Below are 21,588 nucleotides of genomic sequence, written 5' to 3'. Positions count from 1 at the left end.
GCCCCCGGCCCCGGACCCACGACGCACCGGCAGCAGCAGCCTCGCACGCGGCCACCAGCTCCTGGCCGCGCTCCAGCACCCCCTCCGGCAGCCCCACCGTCCCCGAAGCCAGGGCGATCAGGTCCACCCGGGCCCCCAGCCCCTCGGCGAAGGCCTCCAGACCGGCCCGGTCCTCCTCCGACCGCATGTCGACCAGCGCAACCACCACGTACCGCGCCCGCGGGAACCGCGCGTGCAGCGCCGCGATCGTGTTCAGAACCGTCCGCCCCGTGGAGAACTCGTCGTCCACGAGCACGAGCGGCCCGTCGCCCTCCAGCAGCCGCGGATCCTCCGGCAGCAGCAGGTGGGACGTGGCGTGGCTGTGCTCCTCCTCGAACCCGCCGACGGGTGCGACCCCCGCCACGGCCCGCCGCGTCGAGTGCAGGTACGGGGCGAGCCCCAGCCCGTCGGCGACGGCGTGCCCCAGCCCCGTAGCGGTCTCGGCGTACCCCAGGACGACGGCCCGCGCCGCCTCCTCCTCGCCCAGCAAGACCCGCACGCGCCGCCCGAGCCCGGCCCCGGCTTCGTACACCTCCGCGGGCCGCGCGGGCACGTGCTTGCCCAGCACGTTCGAGACGAGCAGATGCGCCCGCTTCGGATTCCTCCTCAGGGCGAGTCCCAGAAGCTCCGCCAGCCGGGCGTCACCCTCCAGGGCGACCCCGAGTCGCTCGGCAACCCACTCGCCGGACCACACCCCGCTCACGCCCCCGCCCCCACGCTCGCCGCCAGCAGCTCCACAAAGCTCACGTCCTCCCGCGCGACGCCGAACACCTCGGCGCGCAGCATGATCCGCTCGGCCCAGGCCCGGTGCGGCTTCACTTCGTTCATCTTGTTCGTGTAGGCGGACCGCAGCACTCCGCCGCCGTCGCGCTCCGGCCGCAGGATGTCCTGGGCGTCGCTGAACTCCTCGTGGCTGACCACGGACAGCGCGTGCACGGGGGCGACGTGCGAGGGGTGGATGCACGTCTTGCCCTGGAGCCCGTTCGCCCGGTCGAGCTGGATCTCGCGCAGGAGCCCGTCCATGTCGTGCTGGATGAGGGCGGTGCGCAGCTCCTCCGCGGGCCCGGCGAAGGGCGTGCGCCGCAGCTGCGGCTTGAACATCCGCTCGTGCTGTCTGAAGTACTCCCACACGGGCCCGGTGACGGTGAACCCGCTGCCGTCGGCGCGCCCCAGCACGTTCACGACGTCGGCGATCACGGAGGCGACGATCTGGACGTCGTACGCGGTCATGTCGGGCGCGCGGCGCAGCCCGTACGCGGAGCAGAAGTCGGTGACGCCGAGCCGCAGGGCGAGCACCCGCTCGCGGTACTTCTCGACGGTGCGGGCGATCCCGGCGAGGGCCTCGCGGCGCGTCTCCAGGTGCAGCAGCTCGGGCGATTCGAGGACGGGCATGGCGAACAGCCGCTGCCCGCAGGCCGCTTCGGCCTCGGTGAGGGCCTCCAGGAAGGGCACGCCCCGCTCTTCGGTGAACTTCGGCAGGACGAAGCCGGAGAGCAGCCGGACGGAGGGCCCGAGGCGCCGCACGAGATCGGTGATCTGAGCGGGCTCGCGCACGCGAATGAACAGCAGCGGAACCGCACCACCGCCACCCGCGCCAGCGCCACGGCTACCGCCACCGCCACCGCCACCGCCACCGCCACCCGCACCGTCCAGCACGGCGAACTGCCGGACGAGGTTCTCCTCGGCGGGAACGACGTCCTGGTCGCCTATGGAGTCCTCCAGGCACAGCACCATGGACACGACACCCCGCTCGGCCTGCTTGGCGACGTCCGCCGCGAGGGTCGGCCGCGTAGCGGGGCTGTAGAGCGTGGCACCGAGGGCGACGGAGAGCGTGCGGGCGGGGGAGCCGGCGTCGAAGGCGACCGGCTCCCGGTGGAACAGTCCATTCCGCACTGAGGGTGCAAGGTGTTGGAAATGCCTCATTACTCTCCCCGTGGGCCAGACCTCCCACCGGCTCGTCCGGGCAGAAGTGTGGCCGATTATCGTACGTCCGGCGACGGGTCAAGAGTTCCCCAAATGCATGAAAATCTGGGGCCCCGTATGGGTCCCCGAAGTGTCGGCCCGGGGAGCCCGCGGGTGCGCCGTGTGCCGGTTTCGTGATCGTCGCCACCGCCGCCGACCCCTGCGTTGTCCCCCGCAGCCGCGGGAGGGCAGGATTGCGGACATGACGCACGCCATGCTGAAGGGGTCGAACATCCCGCTGGACGCCCGCACGGTGCGGGCGGTACTGCGCTGGACCCCCGGCCCGGGCGTCCCGGACGTGGATGCCTCCGCCCTGCTCGTGGGCGAGGAGGGCCGCGTCCGCACGGACGAGGACTTCGTCTTCTACAACCAGCCCCGCCACCCCTCCGGCGCCGTCCGCCACCTGCCCAAGAAACGACTGGTCGAGGGCTTGACGGATGCGATCGAGACAGACCTGGCCGCACTGGAGCCGTCGGTGCAGCGCGTCGTACTGGCCGCTTCGGCGGACGGCGGCGACTTCGGCCAGGTGCGGGACCTGTGCGTCCTGGTCTACGACGCGGCGGCGGTCCCGGCGGGGCAGCCCGGGGAGCCGCTCGCCCTCTTCGAGGTCCAGCCGGAGACGGGCTCCGAGACCGCGATGATCTGCGGGGAGCTCTACCGGCGCGGGGACGGCTGGAAGTTCCGGGCCCTGGGGCAGGGGTACGCGTCGGGGCTGGTCGGGCTGGCCACGGAGTTCGGGATCTCGGTCGACGAATCCGAGGGCTCGCCGGCGCCCGAGCCGGCCCCGGCGCCCACGGCCACGCCCACGCCGGAGCCGGCACCCGCACCCGCCCCCGAGCCGGCGCCGCAGCCCCAGCCGCAGCCGCAGCCGCAGCCGGGGTACGGGTACCCGCCGCCGCCCCCGATGCCGCCGGTGGCCCCCGCGCCGCAGCCGCAGGCGCCGCAGCCGGCGTACGGCTATCCGCAGCAGCCCGCGCCCGCGGGCGGGCCGTCGTACGGGTACCCCCCGGCCTACCGGCCGGTGCCGGATCCGTCCTTCCGGCTGCCGCCGCAGGGCCCGCAGTTCCTCCCGAACCGCTGACCGCGGCACCGCCCCGGGGCTCTGCCCCGGACCCCGGTCCTCAAGCGCCGGACGGCTGAATCTTTAAGGGGACGGCCCCGCAAGGGGCCGTCACACCTTCGTCTTGTACGCCCGCCCCCACTGCAGGCCCCACCCGTACAGGCGATCCAGCTCCGCCTGGAACCCGTACACGTACTTCATCTCGCGCCGCAGGATGATGTCGCCCTTGACGTTCTCCAGCATCACCACGGCGCACGACCGCGCCTCCGGCGCGCGCTCCTCCAGGGCGATCTCGATCCGGGGGCCGTTGCCCGGGTAGAGCGTGACGAGGGCGTGCGTACGGTCGAACGCCGGGGTGCCGTCGTAGATGTAGACGAAGATCAGCAGTCGCTTGATCTCGGCGCGGTGGTCCATGTTGATGTAGATCGTCTCGCCGGACCCGGAGCCGAACCTGTCGTCGCCGCTCAGCTGGACGTACGGCGGGCTGTTGATGCTGCCCAGTATGTTCCCGAGGGGCTGCACCACGCCTTTGGCGCCGTCCTGGAGCTCGTACATGCAGGCGAGGTCGAGGTCGACGTTCACCATGGCCGGGCCCTGCGCCTGCACCATCTCGGGCCGGAACTTGCGCATCGGGTGCCGCAGGCCCTCGACGCGGCCGGGCCGGTCGCCGAAGTCCGAGGTGCGCATCCGCCAGGAGAGGTTGACCCGCAGATTGCCGGTGACCGCTCCTTGTTTGGTGAGCGAGAACGAGGGATGACGCTTGGTCAGCTCGACGGCCCCATTGGTGCCGCCGAAGTCGAGCTGCTGCGCGGCCGCGCGCCCCCAGTTGCCGAAGAACCTGTCCCAGACCGCCATGAGAACCCCACCCCTTTTGTTGCACATTCCCGCTCAACTGCCGCGGGGCGGCCGTGAGGTGAGCCTCACGACCGCCCCGCTGAGAGCGTTCCTCAAATGTGCCAGGGTCACACCCCGGAAGGGGTCACGCCCTGGAAAGGGTGGGTCACACCCCGGTGACGGGTCACACCCCGGAAGCGACTTCCGCCTTGGCACCGGAGTCGCCGCCGCCCGCCGCTTCCTTGCGGTTGCGCATCACGGAGGACAGGAACGACAGGCCGATGAGGACGACACCGATGAGACCGGTGACGACCTCGGGGATCTCGTACTTGATGCTGATCAGCAGGATGACCGCGAGCGCACCGATGGCGTAGTGCGCGCCGTGCTCGAGATAGACGTAGTCGTCCAGGGTCCCCTTGCGGACGAGGAAGACCGTCAGGGACCGGATGTACATGGCGCCGATGCCGAGGCCGAGGGCCATCACGAAGATGTCGTTGGTGATGGCGAAGGCGCCGATGACACCGTCGAAGGAGAAGGACGCGTCGATGACCTCGAGGTAGAGGAACATGAAGAAGGCGGCCTTGCCGGCGAGGCCGACGGCCGAGCCGCCGCCCTGCTTCCCGGCGGGCGCCGCGTCCTTCGCGGCCTCGGCCTCCTCCTCGGCTTCCTCTTCCTCCTCTTCGAGGCGGTTCTCGAAGTATTCGGAGATTCCGCCGACGACCAGGTAGGTGATCAGACCGCCGATTCCGGCGAGCAGGACCGTGCTGGCCTTGTCGATCGTGCCCTCGCCGTCGTGGACGGGGACGGCGGTGGCAAAGGTCGTGGCGGCGATGATCAGCACGACCAGCGAGACGACGATGGAGAGGGTCTCCAGCTTGCCGAGCTTGGCGAGCGGCTTCTCCAGCCAGGCGAGCCACTTGATGTCCCGGTCCTCGAAGATGAAGTCCAGGAAGATCATCAGCAGGAACATGCCACCGAACGCGGCGATGGCCGGGTGGGCGCTGGTGACCAGCGCCTCGTACCGGTCGTGATCCTGAATGGCGACCTTGACCGCTTCGATCGGTCCCAGCTTCGCCGTGATGGCGACGATGACGACCGGGAACACCAGCCTCATGCCGAAGACGGCGATGAGGATGCCCAGGGTCAGGAACATCTTCTGCCAGAAGGGGTTCATCTTCCGGAGGATTCCGGCGTTGATGACCGCGTTGTCGAACGAGAGCGAGATCTCGAGGACGGACAGTATCGCGACGATCGCGAGCCCCTGCCACCCCCAGAGGACACCGGCCAGGGCCAGTCCGGCCGCCGTGATGGCGAACGACCAACCAAAGGTTTTCAGGAGCACTGGCTACCCAATCCTTCGTTATGGGGTTTCCCCCGCGCCGTGCGCGGCTTTACGAAACGTTGACCCCGAAGTCTAGGGCGATGCCGCGCAGGCCCGACGCGTACCCCTGTCCCACCGCTCGGAACTTCCACTCGCCGCCGTAGCGGTAGACCTCGCCGAAGATCATTGCGGTCTCGCTGGAGGCGTCCTCGCTGAGGTCGTAGCGGGCGAGCTCGCTGCCGTCGGCCTGGTTCACCACGCGGATGTAGGCGTTGCTGACCTGGCCGAAGCTCTGGCCGCGGACGTCGGCGTCATGGATGCTGACCGGGAAGACGATCTTGTCGCAGGCGGCCGGGACCCGGCTGAGGTCGACCAGGATCGTCTCGTCGTCGCCGTCCCCCTCACCGGTGAGATTGTCGCCGGTGTGTTCGACGGAGCCCTCGGGGCTCTTGAGGTTGTTGTAGAAGACGAAGTACTCGTCGCCGAGCACGCGGCCCGTGGCGCACAACAGGGCGCTGGCGTCGAGGTCGAAGGGGGCTCCGGTGGTGGAGCGCGCGTCCCAGCCGAGACCGACGGTCACATTGGTGAGGTTGGGTGCGGCCTTGGAGAGGGAGACGTTGCCTCCCTTGGCGAGCGTGACGCCCATGATCTTGTTTCCTCCCCGGTCGAGATCCGGCGCCCCGCGGACGGCGGGGGCACCGTGCACGTCCGGCGCCGCACTCCCGGGAAGCGGGGGTGCGGCGCCGGACGCGGGATGGCCTGTCGGTCAGACGTTGACGCCGAAGTCCTGGGCGATGCCGCGCAGGCCCGAGGCGTAGCCCTGGCCGATGGCGCGGAACTTCCACTCCGCGCCGTGGCGGTAGAGCTCGCCGAAGACCATGGCGGTCTCGGTCGAGGCGTCCTCGCTGAGGTCGTAACGGGCCAGCTCGGTGTTGTCGGCCTGGTTCACCACGCGGATGTAGGCGTTGCGGACCTGGCCGAAGCTCTGCTGGCGCGACTCGGCCTCGTAGATCGAGACCGGGAAGACGATCTTGGCGACATCGGCGGGCACGCCGGCCAGGTTCACCTTGATGACCTCGTCGTCGCCCTCGCCCTCACCGGTGAGGTTGTCACCCTGGTGCTCGACGGAGCCGTCGGGGCTCTTCAGGTTGTTGAAGAAGACGAAGTTCTGGTCGTTGGCGACCTTCCCCTGGTCGTTCGTCAGCAGGGCGCTGGCGTCCAGGTCGAAGTCCGTACCGGTGGTGGTACGGGCGTCCCAGCCGAGACCGACGATGACCGCGGTCAGGTTCGGGGCCGCCTTGGTCAGCGAGACGTTGCCGCCCTTGCTGAGACTGACTCCCACGAGTCCTCCATTGGTTCGGGTTCGAGGGGTCAGGTCTCCACCTGCGCCCCCGGTGTGCGATGGCATCCGGTCAACGTGTGGATCCTAGTGACCGGTTCCCACCGATTACATACTTCTTGCTCAGAACTTCTCGCTCAGCGGGCCGCGAGCCGCCCGCGGAGCCGCGCGTCGCTCAGAGAGCCGCGAGCGCCTTGGTGTACTCGTCCAGGTCGCGCGCGTCGGGCAGGCCGTTGACGACGGTCCAGCGCACCACGCCCTCCTTGTCGATGATGAAGGTGCCGCGCACGGCGCAGCCCTTCTCCTCGTCGAAGACGCCGTAGGCGCGGCCGGTGTCGCCGTGCGGCCAGAAGTCGGAGAGCAGCGGGTAGGTGAGGCCCTCCTGCTCGGCGAAGACGCGCAGCGAGAACGGGGCGTCGCAGGAGACGGCGAGCAGCTGGACGTCGTCGTTGACGAACTTCGGCAGCTCGTCGCGCAGGGCGCACAGCTCGCCGGTGCACACGCCGGTGAAGGCGAAGGGGTAGAAGAGCAGGACGACGTTCTTCTCACCGCGGTAGTCGGAGAGCCGGACGGTCTCGCCGTGCTGGTTCTTCAGCTCGAAGTCCGGGGCCTTGGTGCCGACCTCGATCGCCATGTTCGCATCCCTCTCTCGGCAGGGGCCGGCCCGGGGTCCGCGCCGGACCCGGCCACCGGCGGGTAGGGCGCCAGTGTGTCACTGCCCACTTCGGGGGATGCAGGGAGCCCCCCGGGCAGCGTGCTGCCGGGGGGCTCCGTGCGGGTGTCGGGGTGCGCCCGCCCTGGGGCTAGCGCTTGGGGGCGACCAGGCGGGCGCCGGTCCAGTCCTTGGCCACGCTGATGCTCTTGGTCTGGCTCAGGCCCGCGGTCTGGGCCGCCTCGCTGACGTCGCTCGGCTCGATGTAGCCGTCACGGCCGGTCTTGGGCACCAGCAGCCAGATGACTCCGCCGTCCTCGAGCAGACCGATGGCGTCCACCAGCGCGTCCGTGAGGTCTCCGTCCTCATCCCGGAACCACAGCAGGACGACGTCGGCCACGTCGTCATAGTCCTCGTCGACGAGGTCCTGGCCGATGAGGGACTCGATACCTTCACGGAGATCATGATCGACGTCGTCGTCGTAACCGATCTCCTGGACCACCTGTCCGGGCTCGAAACCCAGCCTTCCGGCCGGATTGGTCCGCTCCTCCGCGTGGTCCGCGGTCGCGCTCACGGATTTCCTCCTGTCATCCTTCGAGACGTTGCATTCGGCTCGCGCGTACGCGAAACGATGGGCGTAGTCCACACGTGACGGACGGATCGCGCAAGTACCCGGCCATCGAGACCGCCGAAACGTTGACGGACGCGGACGTCTTATGGCAACTCCAACCATGAGGCAGGAGGGGCAAGTGATTCACAACACAGAGTTTTGCCCCATTTGCGAAGTTACTCCATGCGATGACCCTCGCCGACCCCGAACAGCCGTACACGGAGAACCCTCTTTGGGGGCGTAAGGTTGCGATTTGGCCGCCCCGGGCGACCGACAAACGCCGCTTCGTCTCACCAGTGGTGGTTACCGCCCAGTAGAGATGACGTTTCCGCCGCCGCGGTCCACGATGGGACCGGCGCGACATAAGCAGAGCAATATTTGACCGCGTGCGCAGCAACATCGCGTGCAGAGCACGACCACCGAACAGCGAAGGAACAGCGTGGCTTCCGGATCCGATCGCAACCCGATCATCATTGGCGGCCTTCCCAGCCAGGTCCCGGACTTCGATCCCGAAGAGACCCAGGAGTGGCTCGACTCGCTCGACGCAGCCGTCGATGAGCGAGGCCGGGAACGTGCCCGCTACCTCATGCTTCGCCTGATCGAGCGCGCACGCGAGAAGCGCGTCGCCGTGCCCGAGATGCGCAGCACGGACTACGTCAACACGATCGCGACCAAGGACGAGCCGTTCTTCCCCGGTAACGAGGAGATCGAGCGCAAGATCCTGAACGCGACCCGCTGGAACGCGGCCGTGATGGTCTCCCGTGCCCAGCGCCCCGGCATCGGCGTCGGCGGTCACATCGCGACCTTCGCCTCCTCCGCCTCGCTGTACGACGTGGGCTTCAACCACTTCTTCCGCGGCAAGGACGAGGGCGACGGCGGCGACCAGATCTTCTTCCAGGGTCACGCCTCCCCCGGCATCTACGCCCGTGCGTTCCTGCTGGACCGGCTCTCCGAGCGGAACCTGGACTCCTTCCGCCAGGAGAAGTCGAAGGCCCCCTACGGCCTCTCCAGCTACCCGCATCCGCGGCTCATGCCGGACTTCTGGGAGTTCCCGACCGTCTCGATGGGCCTCGGCCCCCTCGGTGCGATCTACCAGGCCCGCATGAACCGCTACATGGAGGCGCGCGGCATCGCCGACACCTCCAAGTCGCACGTCTGGGCGTTCCTCGGCGACGGCGAGATGGACGAGCCGGAGTCGCTCGGCCAGCTGTCCATCGCCGCCCGTGAGGGCCTGGACAACCTGACCTTCGTCGTCAACTGCAACCTGCAGCGCCTCGACGGCCCGGTGCGCGGCAACGGCAAGGTCATGCAGGAGCTGGAGTCGCAGTTCCGCGGCGCCGGCTGGAACGTGATCAAGCTGGTGTGGGACCGCTCCTGGGACCCGCTGCTGGCCCAGGACCGCGACGGCATCCTGGTCAACAAGCTCAACAGCACCCCGGACGGCCAGTTCCAGACGTACGCCACCGAGACCGGTGCGTACATCCGCGACCACTTCTTCGGCGACGACCACCGTCTCCGCAAGATGGTCGAGAACATGACCGACGACCAGATCCTGCACCTGGGCCGCGGCGGTCACGACCACAAGAAGATCTACGCGGCGTACGCGGCGGCCAAGGCCCACAAGGGCCAGCCGACCGTGATCCTCGCGCAGACCGTCAAGGGCTGGACCCTCGGTCCGAACTTCGAGGGCCGCAACGCGACCCACCAGATGAAGAAGCTCACGGTCGAGGACCTCAAGCGCTTCCGCGACCGCCTCCACATCCCGATCGCCGACAAGGAGCTGGAGTCCGGCCTGCCGCCGTACTACCACCCGGGTCGCGACTCGGAGGAGATCCAGTACATGCACGACCGCCGGAACGCGCTCGGCGGCTACGTGCCGACGCGCGTCGACCGGTCGAAGCCGCTGGCCCTCCCGGACGACAAGGCCTACGCGAGCGCCAAGAAGGGCTCCGGCCAGCAGTCGATCGCCACCACCATGGCGTTCGTCCGCATCCTGAAGGACCTCATGCGGGACAAGGAGATCGGCAAGCGCTTCGTGCTGATCGCCCCCGACGAGTACCGCACCTTCGGCATGGACGCGTTCTTCCCGTCGGCCAAGATCTACAACCCGCTCGGCCAGCAGTACGAGTCCGTGGACCGCGAGCTGCTGCTCGCGTACAAGGAGTCGCCGACCGGCCAGATGCTGCACGACGGCATCTCCGAGGCGGGCTGCACGGCCTCGCTGATCGCGGCGGGCTCGGCCTACGCGACGCACGGCGAGCCGCTGATCCCGGTCTACGTCTTCTACTCGATGTTCGGCTTCCAGCGCACGGGTGACCAGTTCTGGCAGATGGCCGACCAGCTGTCGCGCGGCTTCGTGCTCGGCGCCACCGCCGGTCGCACCACCCTGACCGGTGAGGGCCTGCAGCACGCGGACGGCCACTCGCAGCTGCTGGCGTCCACGAACCCGGGCGTCGTCTCCTACGACCCCGCGTTCGGCTTCGAGATGGCGCACATCGTCAAGGACGGTCTGCGCCGGATGTACGGCGAGAACGCCGAGGACGTCTTCTACTACCTGACCGTCTACAACGAGCCGATCCAGCACCCGGCCGAGCCGGCCGGCGTGGACGCCGAGGGCATCCTCAAGGGTCTGTACCGCTTCTCGCAGGGTGAGAAGGGCGCGATCCCGGCCCAGATCCTCGCCTCGGGCGTGGCGGTGCCGTGGGCGATCGAGGCCCAGAAGATCCTCGCCGAGGAGTGGGACGTCAAGGCGGACGTCTGGTCGGCGACCTCCTGGAACGAGCTGCGCAAGGACGCCATCGAGGCGGAGGAGCACAACCTCCTGCACCCGGAGGAGGAGCTCCGCGTCCCGTACGTGACGCAGAAGCTCCAGGGCGCCGAGGGCCCGTTCGTGGCCGTGTCCGACTGGATGCGCGCCGTGCCGGACCAGATCTCGCGCTGGGTGCCGGGTGCGTACCAGTCGCTGGGTGCCGACGGCTTCGGCTTCGCCGACACCCGTGGCGCGGCCCGTCGCTTCTTCCACATCGACGCCCAGTCGATCGTCCTGGCCGTGCTCACCGAGCTGGCGAAGCAGGGCAAGGTCGACCGCTCGGCGCTGAAGCAGGCGGTGGACCGCTACCAGCTCCTCGACGTCACGGCGGCCGACCCGGGCGCCGCGGGCGGCGACGCGTAAGCGATCACCCTGTTTCCCCCGGTGCCCCCGGGCCGACCTCGTCGGCCCGGGGGCACCGGCGTTTCCGCGGAGCTCAGTGCTCCCAGACCTTGTACGCCCGTACGACGTACGGGCTCTCCGGGACCCAGGTCCCCGACGGGTACGTGCTGAACTCACCCGTCTCCGCGCACGTAGCGCTCTGGTACGTAGTAACAGGGCGCCCCGTGCGGTTGACGAGCGAGGCCGCGCTGCCGCCCGCCGGTAAGGCCACGCAGTCCTCGATGGCGATGTCCGCGAGCTCGCTCGTGCTGCGCGCGCCGTGGAAGTCGGACTTCGTCCACAGGCAGAGCTGCCCGGCGGCGCAGGAACCGAGCCGCCCCTTGCCGGCCGTGCCCGCGGCTCCCGCGGTGGGCGCGGCGAACAGGGCCAGCGCGGCGGCCGCGGCCGTGACGGCGGCGGCGGTGCGGATCGTACGCATGAGAATCACTCCCTGTATCGGCTGCGTTGCACACCGCATCCTTCCGGTGGTGATCGCGGCTGCCAAGAGGGCCCCGCGCTGCGGGGCCCTGATAGGGGAAGCGATCCGGACGGCTCAGATGTGGGCCGCCCCGGCCGCGGCCTCGGGGTGGGATCCGCGCTTGGTGAAGAGGGCGACCACGGCGGCGACGGCCGCGACGATCCCCGCGACGGTGAAGGACAGGCTCATCCCTGACACGAAAGTGTCATGTGCGACGCCCGTGATCTTCCCGGCCACGTCCGCCGGCGTCCCCGGCGGCACCGGCGCCACACCGACGGCCACGGCGTCGGCCGCCTGCGCCATCTCCTCCGGCCTGCCCGGGGGCAGCCCCGCGCCGGCCCACTTGCCGGGCAGGGCGTTGTCGACGCGGGCGGCCATGACGGCGCCCAGGACGGCGGTGCCGAGCGAGCCGCCCACCTGCATGGCGGCCTGCTGCAGACCGCCCGCCACGCCCGCGTGCTCCAGCGGGGCGTTGCCGACGATGACCTCGGTCGCGCCGACGATGACCGGGGCCAGGCCGAGGCCGAAGAGGGCGAACCACACCGACATCACGCCCGTGCCGGAGCCCGCCTCCAGGCGCGCCATGCCGAAGCAGGCGACCGTGGTCAGGACCATGCCGAGGACGAGGGGGACGCGCGGCCCGACCCGGGTGATGATCGCTCCGGCGACCGGCGAGGCGACGATCATCATGCCGGTCAGGGGCAGCAGGTGCAGGCCCGAGTCGACGGGGCTCATGCCGTGCACGTTCTGCAGGTAGAAGGTGACGAAGAACAGCCCGCCGATGAAGGCGAAGGCCATCAGCAGCATCAGGGCGGTGCCCGCGCTCAGCGGCACGGAGCGGAAGAGGCGCAGCGGCAGCAGGGGCTCGCGGGCCTTGGTCTCCCACAGGACGAACAGGACGAGGGCGAGGGCCGCTCCCCCCAGGAAGAGCAGGGTCTTGCCGTCTCCCCAGCTCCAGTCCCGGGCCTTGATCAGCGCCCAGACGAGGCAGAACATGCCGGCCGAGAGCAGGCCGATGCCGGGGAGGTCGAAGGAGCGGGGGGCGTGGTCGGAGCGGTGGTCCTTGAGGATCACCAGGCCCAGGGCGAGCGCGAGGGCGCCGACCGGCACGTTGATGAAGAAGACGGACTGCCAGTTGACGTGTTCGACGAGGACGCCGCCGAGGATCGGGCCGCCGGCGGTCGAGACGCCGATGACCATGCCCCAGATGCCGACGGCCATGTTGAGCTTCCCGGCCGGGAAGGTGGCGCGCAGCAGGCCGAGCGCGGCGGGCATCAGCAGCGCCCCGCACAGGCCCTGCAGGACCCGGAAGGCGACGACGGCCGACACGCTGCCCGAGAGCGCGATGGCTCCGGAGGAGGCGGCGAAGCCGGTGGTACCTATGAGGAAGGTCAGCCGGTGACCGAAGCGGTCACCCAGCTTGCCCGCGGTGATCAGGGCCACCGCGAGGGCGAGGAGGTAGCTGTTGGTTATCCACTGGACATCGGCGAGCGAGGCGTGGAGGTCATCCCGGATGACGGGATTCGCGACGGCGACGATCGTGCCGTCGAGCGCGACCATCATCACGCCTATCGCCACGGAGAAGAGGGTCAGCCAGGGATGGCCGCGGAGCCCCTTGCGGGGTCCGAGGTCCGGCTGCGCCTCGGCGACAGCGGTCTGAGACGTCATGGGGAGAATTATGTCAGTGCCTGCCAATTGGCCGTCGACCGCATCCGCTGATGCCTGTCACTTTTCCGCGTGGCTATCCTGAGCAGCACAAACGTCGCGGAGGAGAGGCGAGCAATGCCGGCGATCGAGGACCCGGCGGCCCTTGCGGCGCCGCCGGCCGGGCTGCGCGAGCGGAAGAAGCGGCGCACGCGGGACTCCCTCATCCGGTCCGCCCTGGAGCTGTTCGCCCTCAAGGGTTACGAGCGCACCACCGTCGACGAGATCGCCGAGGCCGCGGAGGTCTCCCAGCGCACCTTCTTCCGCTACTTCGCGAACAAGGAAGAGGTCGCGCTGGCCATGCAGACCTCGGTCGACGCCCTCTTCCTGGCCACGCTGCGCTCCCGCCCGCCGGCCGAGGCGCCGCTGCCCGCCCTGCGCGGCGCCGTGCTCGCCACCTGGGAGGGCGCGAGCGAGGTCATCGAGTCGGTCGTGCCGCTCGAACTGCACATGCGCACGTACCGGATGATCGAGTCGACGCCCCAGCTGCTGGCGGCGCGGCTGCGCAAGCTCTCCGAGGTGGAGGAGCAGCTCACCCGGGAGATCGCCCGGCGCGAGGGTCTGGACCTCGGCACCGACCCGCGGCCGCACGTGCTCGTGGCGGCGTTCGGCGGGGTGATGCGCGTCACCGCGAGGATCTGGGGCGAGCGCGGGGAGGGCGGTCTGGAAGATCTCCGGCTGCTGACCGTGGCTTATATCGACCAGCTGGGCCCGGCGTTGGCCGGAAACTGGCGCGCCTGATCGAAAGACCTACGCATGTGCCCAATTCCCCCCACTCAAACGTGAGATAGCTCACGGACTTCGCAGTCGCCGCCGCGTTTCTCCTACTGTGTTTCGCGGTGACTTCCTTCCCGGAGCTCGGCTCCCCCTCCTCCGTACCGTGGACGACCACGGCCACCGTGTGGCGCGCGCTGCTCGCCCTGGCCGTGGTCTTCGTGATGCTCGGGACGACCGGCTGGACGGCCGTCAGAAGCCACAAGGCCGCGGGAGACGCGCGTACGGTCTCGCTCAGCGCCTGGCTGCACGGCTCCATAGCCGGCAGACCGCTGCCGGCCCCGGGGACGGCTCCCGACGCCGTGGCCCGCTTCTTCGCCTCCCTCACCGGCTCCCAGCAGGCCCGGCTCGCCGACGACCACCCCTTCGTCGTCGGCAACCTCAACGGGGCCCCGGTGGCCCTGCGCTACCGCGCCAACCGCGTGGCCCTCGATCGGGCGCGCGCCGTGGAGAAGCGCCGCAGCCACGCGAGCGGCCTCAGCCCGGTGGGCCGCCAGGAGGCCGTGCGCCGCATGCACCGCTTCGAGTCCCTGCGCGCCGACGGGCGCCGGATCCTCGCCTTCGACCCCACCGGCGCCGGCCGCGTCGCGGAAGTCATCGGCGACCTCGACCGCGCCGAGCGGGTCTCCGTCGTCGTCCCCGGCGTCGACACCAACCTGCTGACGTTCGAGAAGTCCCAGCGGGCGTACAGCGCACCCGTGGGCATGGCCCGCGCCCTCTACGCCGCCGAGCGCGAGGCGGCCCCCCGCACCCGTACCGCCGTCATCGCCTGGGCCGACTACACCTCGCCCGCCGGCGTCGGCATGGACGCCGCCACCGGCAAGCTCGCCGCCGAGGGCGCCCTGCGGCTGCGCGCGGCCGTGCGCGCGCTGCCCGGCACCTCGCGGGTCTCCCTGATCTGCCACAGCTACGGCTCGGTGGTGTGCGGCGTCGCCGCCCGCGCGATGTCCCCCCGGGTCACCGACGTCGCGGTGGCCGGCAGCCCCGGACTGCGCGCCGAGCACGTCTCCGAGCTGCGGACCAGCGCCCGCATATGGGCCATGCGCGACCCGGACGACTGGATCCAGGGCGTCCCGCACCTGGAGGTCGGCGGCCTCGGCCACGGCGCCGACCCCGTCTCGCAGGCGTTCGGGGCCCGGGTGCTGTCCGCCCGCGGCGCCGAGGGCCACGCCGGCTACTTCGAGCCCGGCACGACGAGCCTCGCCAACTTCGCCGGCATCGGCGTCGGCGCACCGCAGACGGTGGCGTGCGCCGACGCGGACGCGTCCTGCGCCGCGGGCTCGTAGCCCGTAGCGGTACGCACCGTACCGGGCCCGCGCACGGACAACGCGCGTAGCTCCCCGCTCCCCGCGGGGGGACGCGCGGGCGGGCGGCGCATACGATGACGGCATGGGTGATGTGCTGACGGGTTTCCACACCGTCTGGGAGTTCGACACCGACTCCGTGCTCATCCGCTTCGAACGGGGGATCCGCACGCCGAAGCTGCTCCAGGCGCTCGGTGAGCGACGCATCCCCTACGAGGCGCTCGCGGCCGTCGAGCAGGCCCCGGGGAAGCGCGGGACGGTGGTGCTGCGTGCGGTGCCGAGACCGGGCGCCGATCCGCTGATGGACGTCGCCGACGGCCAGCTCAAGGAGGGCAGCGACCCCTACCGGCTGGTGCTGCCCGCCGAGCGCGACGCCCTCGCCGAGTACTACGCCGACGAGATACGGGCCGCGCTGGGCCCGGACGCGGCCGAGCCCGCCCAGCGCCCCCTGGTCGCGGCCCCCACTCCCCCGGCGTCCTTCAAGGCCTACGACGGCAAGGCCTCCTTCGACGGCGCCTCCGTCGCCTTCCGGTGGTTCTGGACCGGCGCGTCCTCCGCCAAGTGGAAGGCCGGCGACCAGCGGTTCGCCGTCGAGGAGCTCTCCGGCGTCGAGTGGCGCTCCCCCGAGATCGCCGGCGGCTATCTGCGGCTGGTGCCGCGCGGCGCCGAGGACCGGCTGCCCGGCCAGGCCGACCAGGATCCGGCGGCCGTCGTCTTCGGCATGGGCTACGGACTCCTCCACGAGTCGCTGCCGTTCGCCGCTGCCGTCCTGCAGGCCGTCCGGGCCGCCTCCACGGCCTCGCCCGGCGCGCGCGTCCCGGCCGCCCGGCCCGACCCGGGCGGCATCGCCGACCGGATCCGCCACCTGGGCGCCCTGCACGAGGCGGGGCTGCTCACCGACGACGAGTTCAGCGCGAAGAAGGCCCAGCTGCTCGCCGAGCTGTGACCCTCCGCAGCGGTGCCGCGCGCTGCTACCGGTGCTACCCCGGTATGACCCGTGAGCCCCCACCCGGGGAGGAGATCCGGGCCGGGGGCGCGGCCTAGGCTGAAGGGGTCATGATCCAGTCACCCCCTGCCCCCCTCGCGCGGGCGCGCGCCTTCGCGATCGACGTCTGCACCCCCGCCGGACCGCCCGTGCCCCTGGGCGGCCGGTCGCGCCGCCGCTGGGTGCGCAGGCTGCCCTACGTGGTCGCCTGGCTGTTCACCGCCCTGCTGCTGCCGCTGACGGGTTACAACCTGGCGCAGGAGTACGGCCTGGGCTTCGGCCTCGCGCTGTTCCTCGCCGTCGCCCAGACCGTGCCGCTGATCTTCGCCGTCCGCAGGCCCCTGCTCGCGTGGGCGATCGCCTTCGCCGCGGACCTCGCCGCGGCGGTGGCCGCGCTGTGGAAGCCCGTCAACGGCGACTGGCCCTGGCCGTGGCCGCCCATGACCGTCATCAGCATGCTGCTGCTGATGCTCGCGGTCGGCATGCGGGAGCGGCGCCCGACGCTCGTCGCCGTCTGGCTGGCCACGGGCGTCACCGGCGCGTTCCTGCGGGGCCTGGAGCCGGAGCGCAGCTCCTCCGGCGTCTGGATCACGCTGTTCGTGATCGGCGGCATGCTGATGCTGCTCGCCGGGGCCCTGCGCGAGCGCGGCGACGCGCGGCGGGCGCTGGCGGAGCAGGAGACGATCAGCGAGGCCGAGCGGGCCCGGCGCACCCTGCTGGAGGAGCGCACCCGCATCGCCCGCGAGCTGCACGACGTCGTCGCCCACCACATGTCGGTGATCACCGTGCAGGCGGACAGCGCCCCGTACCGCATCGCGGACCTTCCCGAGCAGGCGCGCGAGGAGTTCGGCACGATCGCCGCCACGGCCCGGGAGTCGCTGACCGAGATGCGCCGCCTGCTGGGGGTGCTGCGCAGCGAGGACGCCTCCGGCGGGGGCGGCGAGCGGGCGCCGCAGCCGGGCGTCGCGCGGATCCCGCAGCTGGTCGAGGCGACCGTCCGGTCCGGGCAGCCGGTGGAGCTGGTCATGCCGGAGCGGCTGCCGGACGCCCTGCCGCAGACCGTGGACCTCTCCGCCTACCGCATCGTCCAGGAGGCGCTGGCCAATGTCGTGCGGCACGCGCCGGGGGCGGCCACGCGCGTGTCGGTCTCCCTGGACGAGGCCGGCACGCGACTGATGGTGCTGGTCGTCAACACCGCCGCGGCGGACCGGGACGCCCGGCCGGTGGAGACCGGCGGCACGGGGCACGGGCTGGTCGGCATGCGGGAGCGCGTGCGGCTGGTCGGCGGCACGCTCGACACCGGCCCGCTGGACGGCGGGGGCTTCCGCGTCGCCGCGCGGCTCCCGCTCACGGCGGCATCCGGCACGGAATTCCCCACGGAAGCGGCCGGAGCGACAACATCAGCCGGATCAACAGGAACAGAAGAGGACTCCCGCACCGCATGACCATCAAGGTGATCATCGTCGACGACCAGGCCATGGTGCGGGCGGGCTTCGCCGCGCTGCTGGCCGCGCAGCCCGACATCGACGTCGTCGGCGACGCCGCCGACGGGCGGCAGGGCGTGGAGCTGGGCCGCAGCGCCCACCCGGACGTCGTGCTGATGGACGTCCGGATGCCCGAGATGGACGGGCTGGAGGCCGCGCGGCAGCTCCTCGACCCGCCGCCCGGCGTGCACCACCGCCCGAAGGTGCTGATGCTGACGACGTTCGACGTCGACGACTACGTCTACGAGGCGCTGCGGGCGGGCGCCTCCGGCTTCCTGCTGAAGGACGCCCCGCCCGCGGACCTGATCTCGGCCGTCCGGGTCGTGGCCGCCGGGGAGGCCCTGCTGGCCCCCTCCGTGACGCGCCGTCTGATCGCCGACTTCGCCAAGCAGCGCCCCGCCCGCCGCAGGGGCGGCCCGGCCCTGCGGCTGAACGGGCTGACCCCGCGCGAGACGGAAGTCCTCGAACTCATCGCGCGGGGCCTGTCCAACCAGGAGATCGCGGCGTCCCTGGTGCTCGCCGAGCAGACCGTCAAGACGCACATCGGCAGGGTCCTGGCCAAGCTGGGCCTGCGCGACCGCGCCCAGGCGGTGATCTTCGCCTACGAGTCGGGGCTGGTGGCCCCGGGCGGGCAGTGACGGGCTACTCGCGGCCGGCCGAGGTGAACGACATGTCGGCGTAGCGGCCGCCCGCGACCTTGCCCGCGATCGGCTCCAGGGCCGCGAGCTCGTCCGCCGTCAGGGTGATCCTGGTGGCGGCCGTGTTCTCCTCCAGGCGGGAGCGGCGGCGCGTCCCCGGGATCGGAACGACCGTCAGGCCGTGCACCTGCGCCTGCTGCTGGACCCAGGCCAGCGCCACCTGGCCGGGCGAGGTGCCGCGCTCCTGCGCGATCCGCCGGACCGGCTCCAGCAGCGCCGCGTTCGCCGTCGCGTTCTCGCCCGTGAAGCGCGGCTGGGTGCGGCGGAAGTCGTCGCCCGACAGCTCGGCGTCGGCGCGCACGAACGATCCGGTCAGGAAGCCGCGCCCGAGCGGCGAGTACGGCACGAGGGCGACGCCCAGCTCGCGCGCGGCCGGCACCACGTGGGCCTCGATGTCGCGGCTGAAGAGCGACCACTCCGACTGCACGGCGGCGATCGGGTGCACGGCCTGCGCCGCGCGCAGCTCGCCGGCGGTGACCTCGCTGAGGCCCAGGTGCTTGACCTTGCCCTCGGCGACCAGCTCGGCCATGGCGCCGACCGTCTCCTCGATGGGGACGTTCACGTCGCGCCGGTGCATGTAGTAGAGGTCGATCTCGTCGACGCCGAGCCGCTGCAGGCTGCCCTCGACGGCCCGGCGGATGTACGGGCGGTCGTTGCGGATCGTCCGCGCCTGCGGGTTCTCCGGGTCGAAGTCGATGGCGAACTTGGTGGCCAGGACGACCCGGTCGCGGTGGGCCCGGACGAACGGCGCGATGAACTTCTCGTTCTCGCCCGCGCCGTACATGTCGGCCGTGTCGTAGAGGGTGACGCCCAGTTCGAGTGCCCGCTCCAGGGTCGCCCGGGCCTCGCCCTCGTCGGTCGTCGCGCCGTAGGCGAAGCTCATGCCCATGCAGCCGAGGCCCTGCACGCCCACCTCGGGGCCGCCGGTGCCGAGGACCGCGGTCGCTATCTCCGGCGTCTTGTCGATGTCGTTGCCGTTGCCGTTGCTCATGAGTGCTACAGGGCCCCTTCGGCGGCCTCGGCCCGTCGCCGGGCGTCGGCATATAGGTCGATCTTGTAGTCCAGTACTTCGAGGGTGCTGCGCAGCTCCGCGATGCGGTTGCGGACGTCCTCGCGGTGCGCGGTCAGCAGCCGTTCGCGCTCGGCCAGCGTGTGCTCGCCCTCGCGGACGAGCCGTGCGTAGCGGACCATGTCGGCCACCGGCATGCCGGTCAGGCGCAGCCGCCCCACCAGGTCCAGCCAGTCCAGGTCCCGGTCGGTGTAGCGGCGCTGGCCGGTGTGCGAGCGGTCCACGTGCGGCATCAGCCCGATCCGCTCGTACCAGCGCAGCGTGTGCACCGACAGCCCCGTGCAGCCCGCCACTTCGCTGATCGTGTAGCGGTCGCGGCCGGCCGGGCGGCCGTGGCGCTGCCGTTCCAGCACGGTGCACACGGCCGCGGGCGGCGTGGTCGTTCCCACGGGTGCGGTGTCCAAGACGGTCATCGAGCTTCCCCCTGTTCGCGGGCGTTCGCAGTCGTCGCCCTTGCGATGACCACAACGCTAGAGAGTTCGAGTGCACTCCAGGCAAGCGAACTCTTGGGGGAATCTTGGCCGGAGCGGCCCGGCGGCGGGACCGGGATAGGCTCGGGGCCATGCAGAGCCTGCGGATGATCGAGAACTGGCCGGTGGACACCGCTGCGGCGGCGGTCGTACGGGCCGACGGCACGACGGTGGGCGCACACGGCCCGGTGGAGCACCGCTTCCCGCTGGCCTCCGTCACCAAACCGCTCGCCGCCTACGCCGCGCTCGTCGCCGTCGAGGAGGGCGCGGTCGAGCTCGACGAGCCCGCCGGGCCCGCGGGCTCCACCGTCCGCCACCTCCTCGCCCACACCTCCGGGCTGGCCTTCGACGAGCACCGGTCGATGGCCGAGCCGGGCACGCGGCGGCTCTACTCCAACGCCGGCTTCGAGGTGCTCGGCGACCACATCGCCAAGGCCACGGACATCCCCTTCGCGGACTACCTGCGGGAGGCGGTCCTGGAGCCGCTGGCGATGACCGCCACGGACCTTTTGGGCTCGCCGGCCAAGGACGGCGTCTCGACCGTCGCCGACCTGGTGCGCTTCGCCGCGGAGCTGCAGGCGCCGCGGCTGCTCTCGCCGGAGACGGTGGCCGGGGCGACGTCGGTGGCCTTCCCCGGCCTGACCGGCATCCTCCCCGGCTACGGGCACCAGCGGCCCAACGACTGGGGCCTCGGCTTCGAGATCCGCGACGGCAAGTCCCCGCACTGGACGGGCGCGTCGTCCTCGCCCCGCACGTACGGGCACTTCGGGCAGTCGGGCACGTTCCTGTGGGTGGATCCCGCCGCGGGCGCGGCGTGCGTCGCCCTGACGGACCGCGCGTTCGGCCCGTGGGCCACCGAGGTCTGGCCCGCCCTGACGGACGCGGTCCTGGCCGAGCTTTCGTAAGAGGGTCTTCCGGCCCGCTCAGCCGAAGTGCGGCTCGGCGTGCATCTCCCAGCACAGGAGCTCCGCATCGGAGCCGATGGCCGTCACCTCCACGCCCGGCGCGTCGAGCAACCGCGCCGCGTCGCCGGCCCCCAGCAGGAGCTCTCCGTCCAGCCGGACCTCGCCACGTACGACGTGCACGTACACCCACGGCGCCCCCGGCAGGGAGCCCCGCTCGCCGGCCCGCAGCCGCCGCACGTGCAGCACCGCCTCGCCGCCCGCGAGGGCGTACGGCGTCCCGTCGGCGACGTCGCGGACCACCTCGTACGAGGGCTCGCCGCCGTACTCCGACGGCGTCAGCCACATCTGGACGAAGCGCAGCGGCACCGCGCCCTCGTTGCGCTCCGAGTGCCGCACCCCCGCCCCCGCGCCGAGCCGCTGCACGTCGCCGGGGCGCACGACCTCGACGTGCCCCGTGGAGTCCTCGTGAGTGAGCTCTCCCTCGACGACCCACGTGACGAGCTCGACGTCGCGGTGCGGGTGCTCGGCGAACCCCGCGCCGGGAGCGAGCCGCTCCTCGTTGCAGGCGGCGAGCGGGCCGAACCGCACGTTGTCGGGGTCGTAGAAGCCGGAGAAGGAGAAGGCGTGCCAGGTCTCGATCCCGGCGTCAGGGTCGCCGCCGCGGAAGCGTTCACCGGCGCGCTGGACGGACCGCTGTACGTGCGTCATCG

At 71.4% G+C, this 21,588-nt stretch carries 21 protein-coding genes; 8 read left to right on the top strand and 13 right to left on the bottom strand.

The features are described 5' to 3' along the window. Both ACSNOG_RS03150 and ACSNOG_RS03145 read right to left on the bottom strand, forming a co-directional pair. On the bottom strand, window positions 1-733 hold a 733-nt coding region (locus ACSNOG_RS03150; protein WP_436750953.1), incomplete at its 3' end, for a phosphoribosyltransferase domain-containing protein. A gap of 5 nt (window positions 734-738) precedes the next feature. Continuing rightward, complete coding sequence (locus ACSNOG_RS03145) at window positions 739-1,962, bottom strand: HpcH/HpaI aldolase/citrate lyase family protein (RefSeq protein ID WP_436750950.1); 1,224 nt, start codon at window positions 1,960-1,962, stop codon at window positions 739-741. Window positions 1,963-2,203: 241 nt separating this feature from the next. On the opposite strand from ACSNOG_RS03145, the gene ACSNOG_RS03140 reads away from it, so the two are divergent. Then, the gene (locus ACSNOG_RS03140) at window positions 2,204-3,082 is read left to right on the top strand and encodes a TerD family protein (RefSeq protein ID WP_436750949.1); all 879 of its coding nucleotides are present in this window, start codon (window positions 2,204-2,206) and stop codon (window positions 3,080-3,082) included. A 90-nt stretch (window positions 3,083-3,172) separates the two neighbouring features. Here ACSNOG_RS03140 and ACSNOG_RS03135 read toward each other — a convergent pair whose 3' ends face one another. The 6 genes from ACSNOG_RS03135 to ACSNOG_RS03110 all read right to left on the bottom strand — a co-directional run bounded on the left by ACSNOG_RS03135 (window position 3,173) and on the right by ACSNOG_RS03110 (window position 7,781). Continuing rightward, complete coding sequence (locus ACSNOG_RS03135; protein ID WP_436750948.1) at window positions 3,173-3,916, bottom strand: TerD family protein; 744 nt, start codon at window positions 3,914-3,916, stop codon at window positions 3,173-3,175. Window positions 3,917-4,079: 163 nt separating this feature from the next. Further along, the gene (locus ACSNOG_RS03130) at window positions 4,080-5,237 is read right to left on the bottom strand and encodes a DUF475 domain-containing protein (RefSeq protein ID WP_436750947.1); all 1,158 of its coding nucleotides are present in this window, start codon (window positions 5,235-5,237) and stop codon (window positions 4,080-4,082) included. Window positions 5,238-5,286: 49 nt separating this feature from the next. After that, on the bottom strand, window positions 5,287-5,862 hold the full coding sequence (locus tag ACSNOG_RS03125) for a TerD family protein (RefSeq protein WP_436750946.1): 576 nt from the start codon (window positions 5,860-5,862) through the stop codon (window positions 5,287-5,289). A gap of 120 nt (window positions 5,863-5,982) precedes the next feature. Continuing rightward, complete coding sequence (locus ACSNOG_RS03120; RefSeq protein ID WP_030369882.1) at window positions 5,983-6,558, bottom strand: TerD family protein; 576 nt, start codon at window positions 6,556-6,558, stop codon at window positions 5,983-5,985. A gap of 172 nt (window positions 6,559-6,730) precedes the next feature. After that, window positions 6,731-7,189: a peroxiredoxin gene (locus ACSNOG_RS03115; RefSeq protein ID WP_436750945.1), complete on the bottom strand. Its 459-nt coding sequence runs from the start codon at window positions 7,187-7,189 to the stop codon at window positions 6,731-6,733. Window positions 7,190-7,358: 169 nt separating this feature from the next. Continuing rightward, a complete protein-coding gene (locus ACSNOG_RS03110; RefSeq protein WP_436750944.1) occupies window positions 7,359-7,781 on the bottom strand; it encodes a DUF3052 domain-containing protein in 423 nt (140 codons plus the stop codon). 475 nt (window positions 7,782-8,256) lie between these two features. Here ACSNOG_RS03110 and aceE point away from each other — a divergent pair, with 475 nt between their 5' ends. After that, window positions 8,257-10,989: a pyruvate dehydrogenase (acetyl-transferring), homodimeric type gene (aceE, locus tag ACSNOG_RS03105; RefSeq protein ID WP_436750943.1), complete on the top strand. Its 2,733-nt coding sequence runs from the start codon at window positions 8,257-8,259 to the stop codon at window positions 10,987-10,989. 73 nt (window positions 10,990-11,062) lie between these two features. Here aceE and ACSNOG_RS03100 read toward each other — a convergent pair whose 3' ends face one another. Together ACSNOG_RS03100 and ACSNOG_RS03095 are read right to left on the bottom strand one after the other, a co-directional pair. Further along, the gene (locus ACSNOG_RS03100) at window positions 11,063-11,446 is read right to left on the bottom strand and encodes a peptidase inhibitor family I36 protein (RefSeq protein WP_436750942.1); all 384 of its coding nucleotides are present in this window, start codon (window positions 11,444-11,446) and stop codon (window positions 11,063-11,065) included. 114 nt (window positions 11,447-11,560) lie between these two features. Then, on the bottom strand, window positions 11,561-13,153 hold the full coding sequence (locus ACSNOG_RS03095; protein ID WP_436750941.1) for an MFS transporter: 1,593 nt from the start codon (window positions 13,151-13,153) through the stop codon (window positions 11,561-11,563). A gap of 114 nt (window positions 13,154-13,267) precedes the next feature. Here ACSNOG_RS03095 and ACSNOG_RS03090 point away from each other — a divergent pair, with 114 nt between their 5' ends. The 5 genes from ACSNOG_RS03090 to ACSNOG_RS03070 all read left to right on the top strand — a co-directional run bounded on the left by ACSNOG_RS03090 (window position 13,268) and on the right by ACSNOG_RS03070 (window position 18,374). Beyond that, window positions 13,268-13,930, top strand: a complete 663-nt coding sequence (locus tag ACSNOG_RS03090) for a TetR/AcrR family transcriptional regulator (RefSeq protein ID WP_436750940.1) — start codon at window positions 13,268-13,270, stop codon at window positions 13,928-13,930. Window positions 13,931-14,028: 98 nt separating this feature from the next. Beyond that, window positions 14,029-15,249: an alpha/beta hydrolase gene (locus ACSNOG_RS03085; protein ID WP_436750939.1), complete on the top strand. Its 1,221-nt coding sequence runs from the start codon at window positions 14,029-14,031 to the stop codon at window positions 15,247-15,249. 103 nt (window positions 15,250-15,352) lie between these two features. Continuing rightward, window positions 15,353-16,213: a DUF4429 domain-containing protein gene (locus ACSNOG_RS03080; RefSeq protein WP_436750938.1), complete on the top strand. Its 861-nt coding sequence runs from the start codon at window positions 15,353-15,355 to the stop codon at window positions 16,211-16,213. A gap of 110 nt (window positions 16,214-16,323) precedes the next feature. Then, entirely contained in the window at window positions 16,324-17,697 is a 1,374-nt protein-coding gene (locus tag ACSNOG_RS03075; RefSeq protein WP_436750937.1) for a sensor histidine kinase, read from the top strand. Next, on the top strand, window positions 17,694-18,374 hold the full coding sequence (locus tag ACSNOG_RS03070; RefSeq protein ID WP_436750936.1) for a response regulator: 681 nt from the start codon (window positions 17,694-17,696) through the stop codon (window positions 18,372-18,374). The genes ACSNOG_RS03075 and ACSNOG_RS03070 overlap by 4 nt, the downstream gene beginning before the upstream one ends. Before the next feature lie 4 nt (window positions 18,375-18,378). Here ACSNOG_RS03070 and ACSNOG_RS03065 read toward each other — a convergent pair whose 3' ends face one another. Together ACSNOG_RS03065 and ACSNOG_RS03060 are read right to left on the bottom strand one after the other, a co-directional pair. Further along, window positions 18,379-19,425, bottom strand: a complete 1,047-nt coding sequence (locus tag ACSNOG_RS03065; protein ID WP_436750935.1) for an aldo/keto reductase — start codon at window positions 19,423-19,425, stop codon at window positions 18,379-18,381. A 5-nt stretch (window positions 19,426-19,430) separates the two neighbouring features. Next, window positions 19,431-19,916, bottom strand: coding sequence for a MerR family transcriptional regulator (locus ACSNOG_RS03060; RefSeq protein WP_436750934.1), 486 nt, complete (start codon window positions 19,914-19,916; stop codon window positions 19,431-19,433). 149 nt (window positions 19,917-20,065) lie between these two features. Between ACSNOG_RS03060 and ACSNOG_RS03055 the strand changes: the two genes are divergently transcribed. After that, complete coding sequence (locus ACSNOG_RS03055) at window positions 20,066-20,878, top strand: serine hydrolase domain-containing protein (protein WP_436750933.1); 813 nt, start codon at window positions 20,066-20,068, stop codon at window positions 20,876-20,878. Between the two features lie 18 nt (window positions 20,879-20,896). Here the strand turns inward: ACSNOG_RS03055 and ACSNOG_RS03050 are convergent, their stop codons facing one another. Continuing rightward, entirely contained in the window at window positions 20,897-21,586 is a 690-nt protein-coding gene (locus tag ACSNOG_RS03050; RefSeq protein ID WP_436750932.1) for a pirin family protein, read from the bottom strand. Window positions 21,587-21,588 lie beyond the last annotated feature (2 nt).

Origin of the sequence: Streptomyces sp. URMC 124, assembly GCF_051386455.1 — a bacterium.
In the GTDB taxonomy this organism is placed as follows: domain Bacteria; phylum Actinomycetota; class Actinomycetes; order Streptomycetales; family Streptomycetaceae; genus Streptomyces.
The sequence above is the reverse complement of the archived record's forward strand: the minus strand, read 5'-3'. Positions and strand labels throughout refer to the sequence as shown.

Excerpts from the sequence above, each read along its gene's own strand:
- ACSNOG_RS03055 (WP_436750933.1), top strand. The coding sequence starts at position 20,066 with ATGCAGAGCCTGCGGATGATCGAGAACTGGCCGGTGGACACCGCTGCG.
- ACSNOG_RS03060 (WP_436750934.1), bottom strand. The coding sequence starts at position 19,916 with ATGACCGTCTTGGACACCGCACCCGTGGGAACGACCACGCCGCCCGCG.
- ACSNOG_RS03100 (WP_436750942.1), bottom strand. The coding sequence starts at position 11,446 with ATGCGTACGATCCGCACCGCCGCCGCCGTCACGGCCGCGGCCGCCGCG.
- ACSNOG_RS03125 (WP_436750946.1), bottom strand. The coding sequence starts at position 5,862 with ATGGGCGTCACGCTCGCCAAGGGAGGCAACGTCTCCCTCTCCAAGGCC.
- ACSNOG_RS03050 (WP_436750932.1), bottom strand. The coding sequence starts at position 21,586 with ATGACGCACGTACAGCGGTCCGTCCAGCGCGCCGGTGAACGCTTCCGC.
- ACSNOG_RS03075 (WP_436750937.1), top strand. The coding sequence starts at position 16,324 with ATGATCCAGTCACCCCCTGCCCCCCTCGCGCGGGCGCGCGCCTTCGCG.
- ACSNOG_RS03090 (WP_436750940.1), top strand. The coding sequence starts at position 13,268 with ATGCCGGCGATCGAGGACCCGGCGGCCCTTGCGGCGCCGCCGGCCGGG.
- ACSNOG_RS03115 (WP_436750945.1), bottom strand. The coding sequence starts at position 7,189 with ATGGCGATCGAGGTCGGCACCAAGGCCCCGGACTTCGAGCTGAAGAAC.
- ACSNOG_RS03070 (WP_436750936.1), top strand. The coding sequence starts at position 17,694 with ATGACCATCAAGGTGATCATCGTCGACGACCAGGCCATGGTGCGGGCG.
- ACSNOG_RS03135 (WP_436750948.1), bottom strand. The coding sequence starts at position 3,916 with ATGGCGGTCTGGGACAGGTTCTTCGGCAACTGGGGGCGCGCGGCCGCG.
- ACSNOG_RS03065 (WP_436750935.1), bottom strand. The coding sequence starts at position 19,425 with ATGAGCAACGGCAACGGCAACGACATCGACAAGACGCCGGAGATAGCG.
- ACSNOG_RS03145 (WP_436750950.1), bottom strand. The coding sequence starts at position 1,962 with ATGAGGCATTTCCAACACCTTGCACCCTCAGTGCGGAATGGACTGTTC.
- ACSNOG_RS03140 (WP_436750949.1), top strand. The coding sequence starts at position 2,204 with ATGACGCACGCCATGCTGAAGGGGTCGAACATCCCGCTGGACGCCCGC.
- ACSNOG_RS03095 (WP_436750941.1), bottom strand. The coding sequence starts at position 13,153 with ATGACGTCTCAGACCGCTGTCGCCGAGGCGCAGCCGGACCTCGGACCC.
- ACSNOG_RS03080 (WP_436750938.1), top strand. The coding sequence starts at position 15,353 with ATGGGTGATGTGCTGACGGGTTTCCACACCGTCTGGGAGTTCGACACC.